Origin of the sequence: Roseovarius autotrophicus, assembly GCF_018069895.1 — a bacterium.
Classification (GTDB): domain Bacteria; phylum Pseudomonadota; class Alphaproteobacteria; order Rhodobacterales; family Rhodobacteraceae; genus Roseovarius; species Roseovarius autotrophicus.
Window position 1 is genome coordinate 1 of sequence record NZ_JAGQDH010000012.1, and the last position, 15888, is coordinate 15888.

Below are 15888 nucleotides of genomic sequence, written 5' to 3' on the forward strand. Positions count from 1 at the left end.
ATGCCCTGCATCCGTGCCCAGGCGGAGACCTCACGCAGGGACATGCCCCCCGGACCATAGCCAAGACCCAGCCGCAACAGGCTCGCACCGTCGCGAACCCCACGCCGCCGTGTCAGCGCCCCAAACGCCCCCGCCGACGCATCCAGGGCGTCAACGGACCCGATCCGCGCAAGAAGCCCGGACCATTCACCATCGGAAGAAATCTCATGCCTCATCCCGATGTTGAATCACGCAAGGCTCCAAACGCCAACCCTTAAGTTAGCGCCTATGGGGTTTCACCCCCACACCCCCAGGATATTTTCAGCCAGAAGAAGATCAGCGGCAGGCCAGCGCCGTGTCAAAGCCTGCGGGGCTGGCCTCGATCGGCAGCGGGCGCGCGGCAAGGGCCTCGCCCTCGAACGCGACCGCCACAACGCGACGGAACCCGGCATCGGCCAGCACGATCTCGGGGCCCTGGCCGCAATCGCGCAGGCCGCCAAAGATCACCTCGTCGCCGATCCGGTGGTTGGTGACGCCGCGCAATTGCGCGATCTCGGTCAGGCCACCGGCGGCCCAGGACCAGACGCGGAGCGTCTTGCCCAGATGCGGCGTCTCGACATAGGCGATGTCGATGATGCCGTCGCCGTTGAGATCGGCAATCGCCGCCGGGGCCAGCCAGCGAAACGGCGTGCCGATGGGCGGCGTCGCCGCCACCTTTTCCAGCGCGCCGTGCCGCAGGCTGTAGATCGCCAGATGCGCGCCCGCTCGCGGGCTGGCCTCGACCACCACGGCGTCGATGTCGCCATTGCCGTCAGCATCGACAAGGCGCGGCGCGATATCCTCGAAGACATGCGAGGGGTTTGGCCCTTCGCGCAGGTCAAACCGGTGCTCGCGCCCCTGCGTGTCGCGCACCGCGAGAACACGGCGTTCGGGAATGCGGCCCATGATCCGGTGAGGATAGCTGTTATCGGGCACCTCGAAGCGCGCCGCTGCGATCCCCGGCCCCTCGGCCATCACCCAGGGTTCTTCGGCCAGGGCGGTGCCCGCTAGGAGCATGGCCAGCAATGCGACGAGAGCGCGCATCGGTTCAGATCTGGCGTTCGGGCATCTGCACCACCAGCCCGTCAAGCGCATCACTCACCTTGATCTGGCAGGTCAGACGCGAGCGTTTCGGGTCTGGCTCGTAGGCAAAATCAAGCATGTCCTCTTCCATGTCCTCGCGGGGTGGCAATTTCTCGACCCATTCAGGAGCCACATAGACATGGCAGGTCGAGCAGGCGCAGGCCCCACCACAATCGGCCTCGATGCCGGGAATGTTGTTGTCGCGCGCGCCCTCCATCACGGTCAGGCCATTGGCGACATCAACCTCGTGGCGCGTGCCGTTATGCTCGATATAGGTGATCTTCGCCATGTGCGGCATTCTCCCTTTGACAGCAATTCGACGGATTACCTAGTCAAGCCCCCCGCCCGAGACCAGCCCCATTTGCGGCGCGTGTGGAAAAGAGTTGCGCGCGCGGAATGTTGTTCCATCTTTGTTCACCTGTCGATACCCCATCCCCCCGAGGACAGCCGCGCTTGTCGCCGTGCGTCTGCCCGATCAGCCGCCATGCGCCGCGCGGCTGTCCTCGGGGGCGTCGGTGCGGTCGAACTTGCCATAATCGCGGATCACGCTGACCACACGCAGACGGTAATCGTCGAACATAACCTCGCGTCCGGCCTTCTGCGCCGTGCGATGCGCGTGAAGCTGCCGCCAGCGCGCCACCGCCGCCTCATCCTCCCAGAACGACAGCGACAAGAGCTTGCCGGGATTGGTCAGGCTCTGGAACCGTTCCACGCTGATGAAGCCCTCCACCTCCTCGACAAGCGCGCGCATCTTCGCCGCCATCTCCAGATAGGGCTCCTTTTGTCCCGCCGCCGGTTCCACCTCGAATATGATCGCGATCATCGCACCCTCCCATGTTTGAGTCACGGGCCACGATGATCGGTCTTGCGCGTGCAGGCAAGCCGGTCGCGCGTTGCATCCTGATCATACCAGATTGCGCGCGTGTTATGTCCAACCTATCCTCACCCCATGGCGATTCCGGTCGAAACCTTCTTTCTGGTGCCCGAGGGCGAGGGCACGCTTCAGGCGCGCATAAGGCAGATGATCGCCGAGGGCATCCTGTCGGGGCGGTTCCGCAAGGGCGAAAAGCTGCCCTCGTCGCGCAAACTCGCCGCGCATCTGGGGGTGAGCCGGATCACCGTCACACTGGCTCTGACCGAGTTGCAGGCCAATGACTATCTCGAATCGCGCGACCGTTCGGGCTATTACGTTTCCGACAACGCGCCGGAGCCGCCCGCCTTCGACGCCCCCGCGCCGCGCAACGATGCGGTGGACTGGGCGCGTGCGATCGGGCGACGCTATAGCGAGGGAGATACGCCGGAAAAGCCGCTCGACTGGGCGCGCCACCCCTATCCGTTCATCTACGGGCAGAGCGATCCGGCGATTTTCGATCATGCCAACTGGCGGCAATGCGCGCTTCGGGCCTTGGGCCAGAAGGATTTTCACGCGCTGAGCGCCGATCACTACGACCGCGACGACCCCAAACTGGTCGAATTCATCGCCCGCCACACCCTGCCGCGGCGCGGCATCCTCGCGCAGCCATCCGAGATCCTCGTGACCATGGGGGCGCAGAACGCGCTCTGGCTCGCGGCGCAGGTGCTGCTGACACAGCGCCGCGTGGCGGTGATCGAGAACCCGTGCTACCACGCGCTGCGCGACATCCTTACGCAATCGCGCTGCGCGCTGGTGCCGGTGGATGTGGACCGCGACGGACTGCCGCCCGAGGCGCTGCCCGCGCGCGCCGACGTGATCTTTACCACGCCAAGCCATCAGGCACCCACCAATGCGACCATGCCGCTTTCGCGTCGCCGTGCCCTGCTGGATGCGGCCGCCGCGCGCGAGGCACTGATTGTCGAGGACGATTACGAGTTCGAGATGTCCTTCCTGCACCCGCCGCTGCCCGCGCTCAAATCGCTCGATACCGACGGGCGGGTGATCTATGTCGGCTCGTTCTCCAAGTCGATCTTTCCGGGGTTGCGTCTGGGCTATCTGGTGGGGTCGCGCGCCTTCATCCGCGAGGCGCGCGCCCTGCGCGCCTCGGTCCTGCGCCACCCGCCTGGCCTGATGCAGCGCACGGCGGCCTATTTCCTGTCGCTCGGTCATTATGACAGCCTGATCCGGCGTATGTCGCGTGTCCTTGCCCGGCGACGCGAGGTGATGGAGGCGGCGCTGACGCGCGAAGGGCTGGAGATCGCCGGACGGGGCGTGTTCGGCGGATCGTCGATCTGGATGCAGGGGCCGGAAAGCGTGGATACCGCCGTTCTGGAGCGCGCCCTGCGCGCGCAAGGCGTTCTGATCGAGCCAGGCGCGCCGTTCTTTCATGGGCAGACGCGCCCGCGCAATTTCTATCGACTCGCCTATTCCTCGATCCCGGAAGAGCGTATCGCCGAGGGCATCACGCGGCTGGCGCGCGAACTGGCCTGAAACACGCGGGCACACTGGCCCTAACTCCACCTCGGCGGCGCGGCTAACATCCGCCCCAGCATCAGCCCAATTCCCAAGGACACGCCCATGAAGATGACCACCGAGGAAGCCTTTGTCAAAACCCTGCAACGGCACGGAATCCAGCATGCCTTCGGGATCATCGGTTCAGCCTTCATGCCGATTTCAGACCTGTTTCCCAAGGCGGGAATCACCTTTTGGGACTGCGCGCATGAGGGCTCGGGCGGAATGATGGCCGATGGCTATACCCGGGCATCGGGCCGCATGAGCATGATGATCGCGCAGAACGGCCCCGGCATCACCAATTTCGTGACGCCCGCCAAAACCGCCTACTGGAACCACACGCCGCTTTTGCTGGTGACGCCACAGGCCGCCAACAAGACCATCGGTCAGGGCGGGTTTCAGGAAATGGAACAGATGAACCTGTTTGCCGATTGCGTCGCCTATCAGGAGGAGGTGCGCGATCCCTCGCGCGTGGTCGAGGTGCTCAACCGTGTGATCCTTAGGGCGAAACGCGCCTCCGCCCCGGCGCAGATCAACATTCCGCGCGATGTCTGGACACAGGTTGTCGATATCGAGTTGCCCGCCGTGGTGGCGTTCGAGCGGCCTTCGGGCGGCGCGGCGGCCATCGCCGAGGCGGCACAGCTTCTGAGCGAGGCGAAATTCCCGGTCATCCTCAACGGCGCGGGCGTGGTGCTCGCGGGCGGCATCGACGCCTCGCGCGCGCTTGCCGAGCGGCTCGATGCGCCGGTCTGCGTGGGCTATCAGCACAATGACGCCTTCCCCGGCTCGCACCCGCTCTTTGCCGGGCCTTTGGGCTATAACGGGTCGAAGGCGGGGATGGAGCTCATTTCCAAGGCCGATGTGGTGCTTGCCCTGGGCACCCGCCTCAACCCGTTCTCAACCCTGCCGGGCTATGGCATCGATTATTGGCCCAAGGGGGCAAAGATCATTCAGGTCGATCTCAACCCCGACCGGATCGGCCTGACCAAGCCGGTCTCGGTGGGCATCGTGGGCGATGCGAAACAGGTGGCCGAGGCGATCCTTGCCCGGCTTTCCGACAGCGCGGGCGACGCGGGCCGAGATGAACGCCGCGCGGAGATCGCACAGCGCAAATCCGCCTGGGCACAGCAGCTTTCCTCGATGGATCACGAAGAGGACGACCCTGGCACCACCTGGAACGCGCGCGCGCGCGGCGCAAAACCCGACTGGATGAGCCCCCGCATGGCTTGGCGGGCAATTCAGGCGGCGCTGCCGAAAGAGGCAATCATTTCGTCCGATATCGGCAATAACTGCGCCATCGGCAACGCCTACCCGTCCTTCGAGGCGGGGCGCAAATACCTTGCCCCCGGCCTGTTCGGCCCCTGCGGTTACGGCCTGCCCGCCATCATAGGCGCGAAGATCGCCTGTCCCGAGGTGCCTGTGGTGGGCTTTGCGGGCGACGGGGCCTTTGGCATCGCGGTCACGGAACTGACCGCCATCGGCCGCGAGGAATGGCCCGCCATTACGCAGGTGGTGTTCCGCAACTACCAATGGGGCGCGGAAAAGCGGAACTCGACGCTGTGGTATGATGACAATTTCATCGGCACCGAACTGGACGAACAGGTAAGCTATGCTGGCATCGCCCGCGCCTGTGGCCTGAAAGGCGTGGTGGCGCGCACCATGGAAGAGTTGACCGAGGCGCTGGCGACCGCGATCCGCGATCAGATGGAGCACGGCAAGACCACCCTCATCGAGGCGCTGATCAATCAGGAACTGGGCGAGCCGTTCCGCCGCGACGCGATGAAAAAACCGGTGGCGGTCGCGGGCATCGACCCCGCCGACATGCGCACGCAGCAGGTCTAGGCGATGACGGGCGGGCCGGTCCTCGTTGTCAACGCCGGCTCCTCCTCGATCAAGCTGGCGGTGTTCGAGGGTGGCGCGGTGCGGCTCTCGGGGCTGGCCGAGGGGATCGGCGGGACCGGGAGGCTGCGTCTTGGCGCGCAGCGGTGGGAAATGCCGCTGCCGGACCATGCCACCGCGCTCCCGGCCTTGCTGGCGGCGCTCTCCGCCGAGGGCCTGCCGCTCGGCACCTTGCGCGCGGCGGCGCACCGCGTGGTGCATGGCGGCGCGATTACCGCGCCCGCGCGCATCACGCCCGAGACGCTAACCACGATCCGCGCCGCCATCCCGCTCGCGCCCCTGCACAACCCGCACAGCCTTGCCGCCATCGAGACACTGGCACGGCTCGCGCCCGATCTCCCGCAAACCGCAAGTTTCGACACCGCCTTTCACGCCACCAACCCAGAGGTGGCCACCCGCTACGCCCTGCCGTCGCGGATCACCGCGCGCGGCATCCGGCGTTACGGCTTTCACGGTATCTCCTTCGCCGCACTGACCGAGTCGCTGCCGCGCCTTTCCGGCGCGGCCCTTCCCGCGCGCCTTCTGGCTCTGCACCTGGGCAACGGGGCCTCGCTCTGCGCGATCCGCGACGGGCGCTCGGTCGCCACGACCATGGGCTATTCGCCACTGAGCGGGCTGACCATGGGCACCCGCGCGGGCGAGATCGACGGCAACGCGGTGCTGCGGCTGGCCGAGGAGGACGGCATCGCGGCCACGCGCCATCTGCTCAACCACGACAGCGGATTAAAGGGTCTGTCAGGCGGACTCTCGGACATGCGCACGCTGATGGAAACGGACACCGCCAAGAGCCGCTTTGCCATTGAGCATTTCTGCTACTGGGCGGTGCGGCAGGCGGGATCGCTCATCGCCGCCATGGGGGGCGTGGACGCGCTCGCCTTCACCGGCGGCATCGGCGAGAACGCGGCCCCGGTGCGCGCGCGGATCGTCGAGGGGCTTGGCTGGCTTGGCGCGCGGCTTGACCCCGCGGCCAATGCGGCGGGGGCGGCGCGGCTTCATGCGGCAGGCACCGCCCTCGCCATATGGATCGTCCCGGCCGCCGAGGAATCCCGGATCGCGGCAGATGCCCTTGCCCTGCTCGACGCCCGCTGATGGAACGCGGATCCCGCCAGTTTCGAATTTTCAAAACATATGTTCGGAAAACAGGAATATATCAGAATACGGGTCGCAAGGTTCGAAATCCTGTCCTAATCTCCCGCCCAAGGAGGAACGCGCGCCCATGACACACCAGCCCCGGATAGACACCTCGCCCCCCGTCTCGGATGAGGTGCGCAAGACCACCTGCTACATGTGCGCCTGCCGTTGCGGCATCAATGTGCACATGAAGGCGGGCAAAGTGGCCTATATCGAGGGCAACCGCGACCACCCGGTGAACAAGGGCGTGCTCTGCGCCAAGGGGTCGGCGGGCATCATGCAGCACAACGCCCCCTCGCGCCTGCGCGCGCCCATGAAGCGGGTCGGGCCGCGCGGCTCTGGCGAGTTTCAGGAAATCTCCTGGGATGAGGCGTTGCAAATCGCCTGCGACTGGCTGGAACCGATCCGCAAGACCGACCCGTCAAAGCTCGCCTTCTTTACCGGGCGCGATCAATCGCAGTCTTTCACCAGCTTCTGGGCGCAGAATTTCGGCACGCCCAACTATGCCGCGCATGGCGGGTTCTGCTCGGTCAACATGGCGGCGGCGGGCATCTACACGATGGGCGGGGCGTTCTGGGAATTCGGCCAGCCGGATTGGGATCTGACCAAATTGTTCATCCTCTTCGGCGTAGCCGAAGACCATGACAGCAACCCGATCAAGATGGGGATAGGCCGGATCAAGGCACGCGGCGCGCGGGTGATCGGGGTGAACCCGATCCGCACCGGCTATAACGCCGTGGCCGATGATTGGGTGGGGATCACGCCGGGCACGGACGGGCTTTTCATCCTGTCGCTGATCCATGAGCTGATGCGCGCAGGCAAGATCGACCTCGACTATCTGGCGCGCTACACCAATGCGCCGGTGCTGGTGAATGCCGATCCCGCCGCACCCGAGCACGGGCTTTTCCTGCGCGACGAGGGCGGCAAGCCGCTGGTCATCGACCGCAAGACCGGGCGGCCTGCCGCCTTTGACACACCCGGCATCCACCCCGACCTTTCGGCCACGCATGAGGTGGACGGCATCACGCATCGCCCCGTCATGCACCTGATGGCCGAGCGTTACCTTGACCCGCAATACGCCCCCGAGGCGGTGGCGGACCGCTGCGGCATCGCGCCTGACAAGATCCGCCGCATCGCCGCCGAGATCGCGCGCGTCGCCTTTGACGAGGCAATCACGCTGGATCGTGAATGGACCGATTTCCGCGGCGAGACGCATCAGACCATGGTGGGCCGCCCCGTCAGCTTTCACGCCATGCGCGGCATCTCGGCCCATTCCAACGGCTTTCAGACGGCCCGCGCCCTGCATGTGCTGCAAATCCTGCTCGGCACGGTCGAGGTGCCCGGCGGATTCCGCTTCAAGCCGCCCTACCCCAAGCCGGTTTCGGCCCATCCCACGCCCCATTGCCACGCCCAACCCGATTGCCCGCTTGACGGCCCGCATCTGGGCTTTGTGCGCGGGCCCGGCGATCTGGCCCTCAAACCCGACGGCAGCCCCGCGCGCATTGACAAGGCGTTCACCTGGGAAAACCCGATGTCGTCGCATGGCCTCATGCACATGGTCATCTCCAATGCGCATGCGGGCGATCCCTACAGGATCGACACGCTGTTCCTCTATATGGCGAACATGGCGTGGAATTCCTCGATGAACACGCGCGGCGTGATGGAGATGCTGACCGACCGGGACGAGACCGGCGACTATGTCATCCCGCGCATCATCTATTCGGACGCCTACAGTTCCGAAATGGTCGCCTATGCCGACCTGATCCTGCCCGACACGACCTATCTGGAACGCCATGACTGCATCTCGCTGCTGGATCGTCCCATCTGCGAGGCGGATGCAGCGGCGGACGCGATCCGCTGGCCGGTGGTCGCGCCTGACCGCCCCGGCCACGCAGGTGCGCGCGGCTTTCAGACGGTGCTCATCCAATTGGCGAACAAGCTGAAACTGCCCGGTTTCACCGGGGCGGATGGCACCCCGACCTACACCGATTACGCCGATTACATGGTCAACCATCAGCGCAAGCCCGGCATCGGCCCGCTCATGGGCTTTCGCGGCGACGGCTCTGATACGGGGCGCGGCGCGCCCAATCCCGCGCAGCTTGACCGTTATATCGAGAACGGCGGCTTCTTCGTCAGCCACATTCCCGAGGCGGCGCAGTATTACAAACCCTGGAACATGGCCTATCAGGACTGGGCCGTGGGCATCGGCCTGTTTGACACGCCACAGCCCTATGTCTTTGACCTCTATGTTGAAACCATGCGAAAATTCCAATTGGCGGCCGAGGGTCATGGTGCCCGCCAGCCGCCCGACCACCTGCGCGACCGGATCAAGGCCACCATGGACCCGCTGCCGATCTGGTATCCGCCCTTCGAGGACGCGGCCAGCGACACCGAGGAGTTCCCCATCCACGCGCTTACGCAACGCCCGATGGCGATGTATCATTCCTGGGGCACGCAAAACGCGTGGCTGCGCCAGATCCACGGGCATAACCCGCTCTACCTGCCCAGCAAACTCTGGCAAGAGCACGGGTTCACCGAGGGCGACTGGGCGCGCGTCACCTCGCCCCATGGCATGATCACCGTGCCGGTGGCGCATATGGCCGCGCTCAACGAACACACGGTCTGGACCTGGAACGCCATCGGCAAGCGCAAGGGGGCCTGGGCGCTCTCCGAGGATGCCCCCGAGGCCACGCGCGGCTTTCTGCTCAATCACCTCATCCACGAGCTTTTACCGCCCAGGGGGGATGGTCTGAGATGGTCCAACTCCGATCCGATCACCGGGCAGGCGGCGTGGTTCGACCTGCGGGTGAAGATCGAGAAAGCCCCGCCGCCCGACGAATCGCAACCGGCCTATCCCCCGATCAAATCGCCGGTGGGCCAAGGCCCGGATCACCTGGAGTGGAAGGTCGGCGCATGAGACTTCACTGTTCCAGAAATACTCCGGGGTCGCCATTGTCGCGCCATTGGTCCGAGAGACAATGGCGACGGGCAGCGCCCCAGTCCTGCCCCCTCCCCGCTCAAGAGGGCTGACCATGACAACCCTTCCCAAAACCACCACCCGCAAGCTGGGCCTCGTGATCGACCTTGACACCTGCGTCGGCTGTCATGCCTGCGTGACCGCCTGCAAGGGCTGGAACACCGAGAATTACGGCGCACCGCTCAGCGATCAGCAGCCCTACGGCGCCGCCCCCTCGGGCACATTCCTCAACCGCATCCACAGCTACGAGGTGCAGCCCGCGCAAGGCACCGCGCAGCTTGTGCATTTCCCCAAGTCCTGCCTGCATTGCGAGGATGCGCCCTGCGTCACCGTCTGCCCGACGGGGGCCAGCTACAAACGGGTCGAGGATGGGATCGTTCTGGTCAACGAGAGCGATTGCATCGGCTGCGGCCTCTGCGCCTGGGCCTGTCCCTACGGCGCGCGCGAGATGGACGCGGCCGAAGGGGTGATGAAGAAATGCACCCTCTGCGTCGATCGCATCTATAACGAGAACCTCCCCGAGGTGGACCGCGTGCCCGCCTGCGTGCGCACCTGCCCGGCGGGGGCGCGGCATTTCGGCGATCTGGGCGACCCCGAGAGCGATGTCTCGAAACTGGTGGCCGAGCGCGGCGGCATGGATCTCATGCCCGAACAGGGCACGAAGCCGGTGAACAAATACCTGCCGCCGCGTCCGCGCGACCGGCTCGACGAGGTGGACGTGCTCGCCCCCCTGCTTGCCCCAGTGGCGGAGGAGCCAAAGGGTTTCCTCGGCTGGCTCGACCGCACCCTGGAGAGGTTCTGACATGCATCCCGCCGCTTCCGTCATCGCCTTCACCACGCTGTCGGGCGCGGGCTTCGGCCTGCTCTTCTGGCTCGGCCTAGGCCTGCCTGCCATCACCGGCTGGGCGGCCTTCACCTTCTTCGCCATCGGCTTTGCGCTGGCGGCGGGCGGTCTGATGGCCTCGACCTTCCATCTCGGCCACCCCGAGCGCGCTTGGAAAGCGTTCAGCCAGTGGCGCTCAAGCTGGCTCTCACGCGAAGGGGTCTGCGCGGTGGCCGCCCTCCTTAGCATGGCGGCCTATGGCGCGGGGCTGGTGTTTTTTGGCACGCGGCTCGCGCCGCTTGGCTGGCTCGGGGCGGCGCTCTGCCTCGGCACGGTCTTCACCACCTCGATGATCTATGCCCAACTCGGCACCGTGCCGCGCTGGAAAAACCCGCTCACGCCGGTTTTGTTTGTCTCGATTGCGCTTGGTGGCGGGGCGCTGCTGGCGGGTCAGGTCACAGCGACGATGGCGCTTCTGGCGCTCGCGGGGCTGGTGCAGGTGCTTTGGTGGCGGCAGGGCGATCGTGCGCTTGCCGACAGCGCGACCGACATGGCAAGCGCGACCGGGCTGGGGCGCATCGGCGCCGTGCGCAGCTTTGCGCCGCCACATACCGGCACCAATTACCTGTTGCGAGAGATGGTCCACGAGGTTGGGCGCAAACATGCCGCCCGCCTGCGGGTGATCGCGCTTGCGCTTGGCTATGCCATCCCGGTGGCGCTTCTCGCCTTGCCCTTCAACCATGCGCTCGCCGCGGTGGCGGTGCTGAGCCACTTGGCAGGCATTGCCACCTCGCGCTGGCTGTTCTTCGCCGAGGCCGAGCATGTGGTGGGGCTTTACTACGGCCGGCGATAACGCGGGATCAGGCTGCGCGCAGGCCGGTCTCGACCAGCAGACCCTTGCGCTTAGCCTCGTAATAATAGCCGCGCGCATACCACATGATTGCGGCATCCGGGTCACCGTCGGCCACCAGCCAGGCTCCGCGCAGGTATTTGACGCCGTATTTCAGGTTGGTCTCGGCATCGAGCAGTGCCTCGGGAGGTCCGTCATGGCCCATGGAGCGCGCAGTCTGCGGCAGGATCTGCAACAGGCCGTAATAGGGACCGTTGCGCGCCCCGGGGCGATGCGTGCTCTCGCGAATCGCCAGTCGGTGCACAAGGCTGCGCGGCACCTGATAGTGATCGGCGTATCGATTGATCAGGCGACGCAACTCGGGTGTCTCGTTAGGATAGAGCGGCGGCTCTGACGGGGCGGCGCGGCTGACCTCTGGTGCGCGCGCACAGGCGGCGGCGGCGACACAAAGACCAAGGGCGGCGCGGCGGCTGAGGCGGGACATGGCTACTCTCTGAAATCTGCGCTGTCGGGACAATGCCGCCGGAACGCCGCACGGTCCAGCCCGGTGCGCCGCGCAGGCGGATGCTTGCCAAGCCCGGCCCGGCCCGGCATGAAGGGGCATGGGCAAGGTGCTTCTCTCCTTCGGGCATGGCTATTCGGCGCAGGCACTGGCGCGGCTCCTGCTGCCGCAGGGCTGGCGCGTGATCGGCACGACGCGCGACTCCGACAAGGCCATGCGCCTTGCCGCCGAGGGCGTCGAGCCGGTGCTCTGGGGCGATGACCTCTCGACCGCTTTCGCCGAGACCTCGCATGTGCTGATCTCCGCCGGCCCCGACACCGCGGGCGATCCGGTTCTTGCCTGCCACCGTGACGCAATCGCCGATCTCGCCCCACGCCTCGACTGGGCGGGCTATCTCTCGACCACCGGTGTCTATGGCGACCATCAGGGCGGCTGGGTGGATGAGGACACGCCACTCACCCCCTCCACGAAACGCGGCCAGTCGCGCGTGGCCGCCGAGGCCGCATGGCAGGCCCTGCCTGGCCTGCCGCTGCACATCTTTCGCCTTGCGGGCATCTACGGCCCCGGCCGCGGCCCGTTCGAGAAGGTGCGCCAGGGCACGGCGCGACGCATCGTCAAGCCCGGCCAGGTGTTCAGCCGCATCCATGTGGACGACATCGCGCAGGTGCTCGCCGCCTCCATCGCCCGGCCCCGGCCCGGCGCCATCTATAATGTCTGCGATGACGACCCGGCCCCGCCCGAAGACGTGATCGCCCATGCCGCGCATCTGCTCGGCCTGCCCGTCCCCGAGGCGGTGCCCCATGACGCGGCCAACCTCAGCCCCATGGCGCGCAGCTTCTACGCCGAATCAAAGCGGGTCTCGAACCGGCGGATAAAGGAAGATCTGGGTATCAGGCTGCTTTACCCAGATTACCGCAGCGGCCTTGCCGCGCTCCTGGCGCACGAATCCGCCCCGCCCCAAGGCATATGACCCCACGCCGCACGGTATGCGATCCCCAAAAAGCGAGGAATATTCTTCTGATCATGCATGACAGTGGTGAGCCGTGCAGGATTCGAACCTGCGACCCACTGATTAAAAGTCAGTTTAAAAATAATTCAGTCCAGGCCATCGTGATCTCCGTTCAGCTTCGCAACCGAACAGAATCACAACCTGCTGAATTCACTCAACTCATTTTCGATCAACCTCTAAGGCGCGCTGACATTGGCTTTGATGGATATAAGACACCCATTTTTCCGTCCGCTCTGGCGGCGCGTCGTGGTCACGGCGATCTGCTTTGTATGGGCAGTGGTTGAATTCGCCTTTGGCAGCCCAATGTTCGGCATCTTGTCGGGCGCGCTGGGTGCGTGGTGCCTCTATCAACTGTTCTGGATATTCGATCCAGCCGCATACGGTGACAAAGACAAGCAATAGTCTGCGAAAGCTAACTGCGGTGTCACGGGTTTCTTCAAGCCCGCGTCCATGCGAACCCGTCGCACGGGGCATCCAGCAGCGTGACCAGTTCTTCGTCCAGCGCCATGAGTGTGATCGACGCGCCGACCATATCCAGCGATGTGCAGTAATGCCCCATCAGGGTCATATGCGCTTGCGCACCGCAGGCGCTCAGGCGTTGCTGCAAGCGGCGGTTCAACACCATCAATTCGATCATCGGGGTGCCGCCCAGCGAATTGATCAGAATGGCGACACGTTGATCGGCACAGAGGTTCATGGCGGTGAAAAGCTGGTCGCAGACATCGTCCACGATCCTGTCGGCAGCCAGCAGTTTCTGTCGCTGCACCCCCGGTTCCCCATGCACGCCGACCCCGAATTCCAGATCCTGCGCGCCCAGAACGAAACTGGGCCGGCGGGTTTCGGGCATCGAACACGGTTCCAGCGCGACACCGATAGTGTGGCATGCGGCATTGGCCTTGCGCGCCAAGCGTTCGACTTCGGCCAACAGCTCCATCCGGGCGCTGGCGGCCCCGGCGACCTTGAACACGAACACGTTTCCGGCGGTGCCGCGCCGTGCATCACGATCCTCGAACCCGCTGGAGGCCACGTCATCCGTGGTGCGGATGGTGCGCACGTTGATGCCTTCGGCGGCGGCCAGATCAGACGCCATGTCGAAATTCATCACATCGCCGGTATAGTTGCCATAGATATACAGCACACCCGCCCCCTGATCGGCAAAGCGCGTGCAGGTCAGAATCCGGTCGGGCGGCGGACTGGCAAAGACATTGCCCACGGCCACGGCATCTGCCAGCCCTTGCCCGACAAAGCCCAGAAAGGCCGGTTCATGCCCAGCACCACCGCCGATCACGACTCCGACCTTGCCTTGCGGGCGGAGGGTGCGCGCGCCGATTGCGCGGACCGAGTCGTCGATCGCCATGATATGGCCGGGGAACGCAGTCAAAGCGCCTTCCATGGCCTCATTCACCACGTCGCGCGGATCGTTCAGGAACTTTTTAACCAAATTGCGGCTTGGGGAACCTGCGGCTTCGTCCGGGTTGGTCTCGGGCCTGTCGCGCGAGGAACTGATATAGCGTGACAGCCGCACATCCAGCGTGCGCAGAATTCCGGCGGCCGTGTCGGAATCGATCACAAGCGTTGTGACATAACCGCCGCGCAGACTGGCCAGAATAGGTTGCACCTTATCTACCCCTGCGGCCACCAGCATCCGCGACGGCACGCGGCGCAGGTCATCCAGCGACAACCCGATAAACCTGTCTGACAGCGGCCCCGTGACAGGTGCGCCCTGCGCATCCATGAATTGTCCGGCCAGCGACCCCACTGCCGAGACGTAGAAATCGTGCTGTTGCAACGCGCTGTCGAAAAAGCCGCTGCTGTGGATTGTCGAATTGGGGCGCAGGGAAGATACGCCAAACACCACCCGGTCCAGCCGTGACAAGAAGTTCAACTGCTCGGCGATTACTGGTTCCTGAACAAGCATGTCGCGGGCCTGCGCAGATGAGACGACGGCAGGGGCCGAAATCGGCACACAGCGCGCGCCGATATTGTCGGCCAGACGTGTGGCGCAGGATTCAGGGGAATAGGGAATCTTCGCGGTCGTGCCGCCTGTAGCCTGCACAACAGTGACATCGCGCAATCCGTCCAACCGCGCCGCCTGTGCCATGGACAGCATCGTGCGCCCCCATGTGATGGCCAGCGTGTCGCCGGAATGCACCATCATGGGCAGAATGCCTGCCGCCGCATGGCCTACCCTGTCGATCAGCGAGCGCGCGCCCCCGTGCGAGGGCACAACAAGGCAGCTTTCCAGCCCGAACTGGTCTTCAAGTGCGCGCGCCAATGTAACAGAGCGCATATGCTCGGATGAAATGGCGATGTTGACGATACCGCGTGCGCGCGCGTCTGCCAGATAGGCGTTCACTGTAGGCCGGGATGCGCCCATTTCCTCGGCGATTTCGCCTTGGGTCATGCCTTCCTGATAATACAGCCAGCTTGCCCACAAAAGCGGGTCATCGCCGAAACGGATAGGCGGGCGGGCCGGGGCGCTGTCGCGCGGTGAAGGGCGACGACGAATCCCCGACATCAGGCTGCGCGCTCCGCGACAATGTCGCAAATCGCCCCGATGATCACGGCGCTGGACACCGCGCCGGGGTCCAGGTGGCCGATGCTGCGTTCCTGCAAGCGCGCGGCCCGTCCGCGTGTGGACATCAGCGCTGCGGTTTCATCGCGCGCAGTGTCGGCGGCGCTTCGGATCAGGGCCGCCATGCGCGCCAAAGACAGGTCATCGCGCGCGGCACGTTGCGCCGACTGTGCGGCGGGCAACCACACATCCAGCATGGTCTTGTCACCCGGTTGCGCCTTGCCACGTTGCGCTATCCCGGTCGCGAATGCGGACAAGACCGCGCCCAGCTCGCACATCGGCAGAGGGCTTTTCGCATCAAGCAGCGCCGCGACTTCCAGAAAGGCCGATGCATAGAGCGGGCCGACGGTCGCGCCGACCTCTGCCAGAAAAGCCTGTGCGGCAAGGCGCAGCATTTCGGGCGGTTCGGCATCCGGGCGGCTGCGCAGAACTCGGTCTATTGCCGCAAAGCCATTGGCCATCGAGCTGCCGTGATCTCCATCGCCGATTTCGCCATCAAGACGGCACAGCATCTGGCGGCTGTCTTCCAGCCGGGCGGTCGCCAGGTGAAAGACATCTGCGATGAACTGCTTGTCTAACTGTGCCATGCCTGATGG

13 protein-coding genes, 1 tRNA gene and 1 pseudogene are annotated in these 15888 nt (G+C 65.3%); 7 read left to right on the plus strand and 8 right to left on the minus strand.

Annotated features, from left to right (window positions below):
• From KAK09_RS12540 to KAK09_RS12555, 4 genes and pseudogenes are all read right to left on the minus strand, one after another.
• Positions 1-215: pseudogene (locus tag KAK09_RS12540) on the minus strand (hypothetical protein); the annotation flags it as partial.
• A gap of 100 nt (positions 216-315) precedes the next feature.
• The gene (locus KAK09_RS12545) at positions 316-1062 is read right to left on the minus strand and encodes an FG-GAP repeat domain-containing protein (RefSeq protein ID WP_210879291.1); all 747 of its coding nucleotides are present in this window, start codon (positions 1060-1062) and stop codon (positions 316-318) included.
• A gap of 4 nt (positions 1063-1066) precedes the next feature.
• A complete protein-coding gene (locus KAK09_RS12550; protein ID WP_210879292.1) occupies positions 1067-1390 on the minus strand; it encodes a 2Fe-2S iron-sulfur cluster-binding protein in 324 nt (107 codons plus the stop codon).
• A gap of 186 nt (positions 1391-1576) precedes the next feature.
• Positions 1577-1924, minus strand: a complete 348-nt coding sequence (locus tag KAK09_RS12555; protein WP_210879293.1) for an antibiotic biosynthesis monooxygenase family protein — start codon at positions 1922-1924, stop codon at positions 1577-1579.
• Positions 1925-2050: 126 nt separating this feature from the next.
• Between KAK09_RS12555 and pdxR the strand changes: the two genes are divergently transcribed.
• From pdxR to KAK09_RS12585, 6 genes are all read left to right on the plus strand, one after another.
• A complete protein-coding gene (gene pdxR / locus KAK09_RS12560) occupies positions 2051-3505 on the plus strand; it encodes a MocR-like pyridoxine biosynthesis transcription factor PdxR (protein ID WP_210879294.1) in 1455 nt (484 codons plus the stop codon).
• Between the two features lie 87 nt (positions 3506-3592).
• Positions 3593-5368 carry a sulfoacetaldehyde acetyltransferase gene (xsc, locus tag KAK09_RS12565; protein ID WP_210879295.1) on the plus strand — a complete coding sequence of 592 codons (1776 nt, stop codon included), beginning with the start codon at positions 3593-3595 and terminating at the stop codon, positions 5366-5368.
• Positions 5369-5371: 3 nt separating this feature from the next.
• Complete coding sequence (locus KAK09_RS12570) at positions 5372-6514, plus strand: acetate/propionate family kinase (protein WP_210879296.1); 1143 nt, start codon at positions 5372-5374, stop codon at positions 6512-6514.
• A 127-nt stretch (positions 6515-6641) separates the two neighbouring features.
• Entirely contained in the window at positions 6642-9473 is a 2832-nt protein-coding gene (locus tag KAK09_RS12575; RefSeq protein WP_210879297.1) for a molybdopterin oxidoreductase family protein, read from the plus strand.
• A gap of 115 nt (positions 9474-9588) precedes the next feature.
• Positions 9589-10335, plus strand: coding sequence for a 4Fe-4S dicluster domain-containing protein (locus KAK09_RS12580; RefSeq protein WP_210879298.1), 747 nt, complete (start codon positions 9589-9591; stop codon positions 10333-10335).
• Position 10336: 1 nt separating this feature from the next.
• On the plus strand, positions 10337-11209 hold the full coding sequence (locus KAK09_RS12585) for a dimethyl sulfoxide reductase anchor subunit family protein (RefSeq protein ID WP_210879299.1): 873 nt from the start codon (positions 10337-10339) through the stop codon (positions 11207-11209).
• A 7-nt stretch (positions 11210-11216) separates the two neighbouring features.
• Here the strand turns inward: KAK09_RS12585 and KAK09_RS12590 are convergent, their stop codons facing one another.
• Positions 11217-11690: a transglycosylase SLT domain-containing protein gene (locus KAK09_RS12590; protein ID WP_210879300.1), complete on the minus strand. Its 474-nt coding sequence runs from the start codon at positions 11688-11690 to the stop codon at positions 11217-11219.
• Between the two features lie 118 nt (positions 11691-11808).
• Here KAK09_RS12590 and KAK09_RS12595 point away from each other — a divergent pair, with 118 nt between their 5' ends.
• The gene (locus tag KAK09_RS12595; protein ID WP_210879301.1) at positions 11809-12678 is read left to right on the plus strand and encodes an SDR family oxidoreductase; all 870 of its coding nucleotides are present in this window, start codon (positions 11809-11811) and stop codon (positions 12676-12678) included.
• A 64-nt stretch (positions 12679-12742) separates the two neighbouring features.
• Here KAK09_RS12595 and KAK09_RS12600 read toward each other — a convergent pair.
• The 3 genes from KAK09_RS12600 to dhaL form a co-directional block, all read right to left on the minus strand.
• Positions 12743-12826: transfer RNA gene (locus KAK09_RS12600), tRNA-Ser, on the minus strand.
• A 327-nt stretch (positions 12827-13153) separates the two neighbouring features.
• Positions 13154-15121, minus strand: coding sequence for a bifunctional sugar-binding transcriptional regulator/dihydroxyacetone kinase subunit DhaK (locus KAK09_RS12605; RefSeq protein ID WP_247651237.1), 1968 nt, complete (start codon positions 15119-15121; stop codon positions 13154-13156).
• 113 nt (positions 15122-15234) lie between these two features.
• Entirely contained in the window at positions 15235-15879 is a 645-nt protein-coding gene (gene dhaL / locus KAK09_RS12610) for a dihydroxyacetone kinase subunit DhaL (protein WP_210879303.1), read from the minus strand.
• Positions 15880-15888 lie beyond the last annotated feature (9 nt).

What these genes read in the sequence shown, in the direction of transcription:
- KAK09_RS12545 (WP_210879291.1), bottom strand. Translation starts at nt 1,062, where the DNA reads ATGCGCGCTCTCGTCGCATTGCTGGCCATGCTCCTAGCGGGCACCGCC.
- KAK09_RS12550 (WP_210879292.1), bottom strand. Translation starts at nt 1,390, where the DNA reads ATGGCGAAGATCACCTATATCGAGCATAACGGCACGCGCCACGAGGTT.
- KAK09_RS12555 (WP_210879293.1), bottom strand. Translation starts at nt 1,924, where the DNA reads ATGATCGCGATCATATTCGAGGTGGAACCGGCGGCGGGACAAAAGGAG.
- pdxR (WP_210879294.1), top strand. Translation starts at nt 2,051, where the DNA reads ATGGCGATTCCGGTCGAAACCTTCTTTCTGGTGCCCGAGGGCGAGGGC.
- xsc (WP_210879295.1), top strand. Translation starts at nt 3,593, where the DNA reads ATGAAGATGACCACCGAGGAAGCCTTTGTCAAAACCCTGCAACGGCAC.
- KAK09_RS12570 (WP_210879296.1), top strand. Translation starts at nt 5,372, where the DNA reads ATGACGGGCGGGCCGGTCCTCGTTGTCAACGCCGGCTCCTCCTCGATC.
- KAK09_RS12575 (WP_210879297.1), top strand. Translation starts at nt 6,642, where the DNA reads ATGACACACCAGCCCCGGATAGACACCTCGCCCCCCGTCTCGGATGAG.
- KAK09_RS12580 (WP_210879298.1), top strand. Translation starts at nt 9,589, where the DNA reads ATGACAACCCTTCCCAAAACCACCACCCGCAAGCTGGGCCTCGTGATC.
- KAK09_RS12585 (WP_210879299.1), top strand. Translation starts at nt 10,337, where the DNA reads ATGCATCCCGCCGCTTCCGTCATCGCCTTCACCACGCTGTCGGGCGCG.
- KAK09_RS12590 (WP_210879300.1), bottom strand. Translation starts at nt 11,690, where the DNA reads ATGTCCCGCCTCAGCCGCCGCGCCGCCCTTGGTCTTTGTGTCGCCGCC.
- KAK09_RS12595 (WP_210879301.1), top strand. Translation starts at nt 11,809, where the DNA reads ATGGGCAAGGTGCTTCTCTCCTTCGGGCATGGCTATTCGGCGCAGGCA.
- KAK09_RS12605 (WP_247651237.1), bottom strand. Translation starts at nt 15,121, where the DNA reads ATGACCCAAGGCGAAATCGCCGAGGAAATGGGCGCATCCCGGCCTACA.
- dhaL (WP_210879303.1), bottom strand. Translation starts at nt 15,879, where the DNA reads ATGGCACAGTTAGACAAGCAGTTCATCGCAGATGTCTTTCACCTGGCG.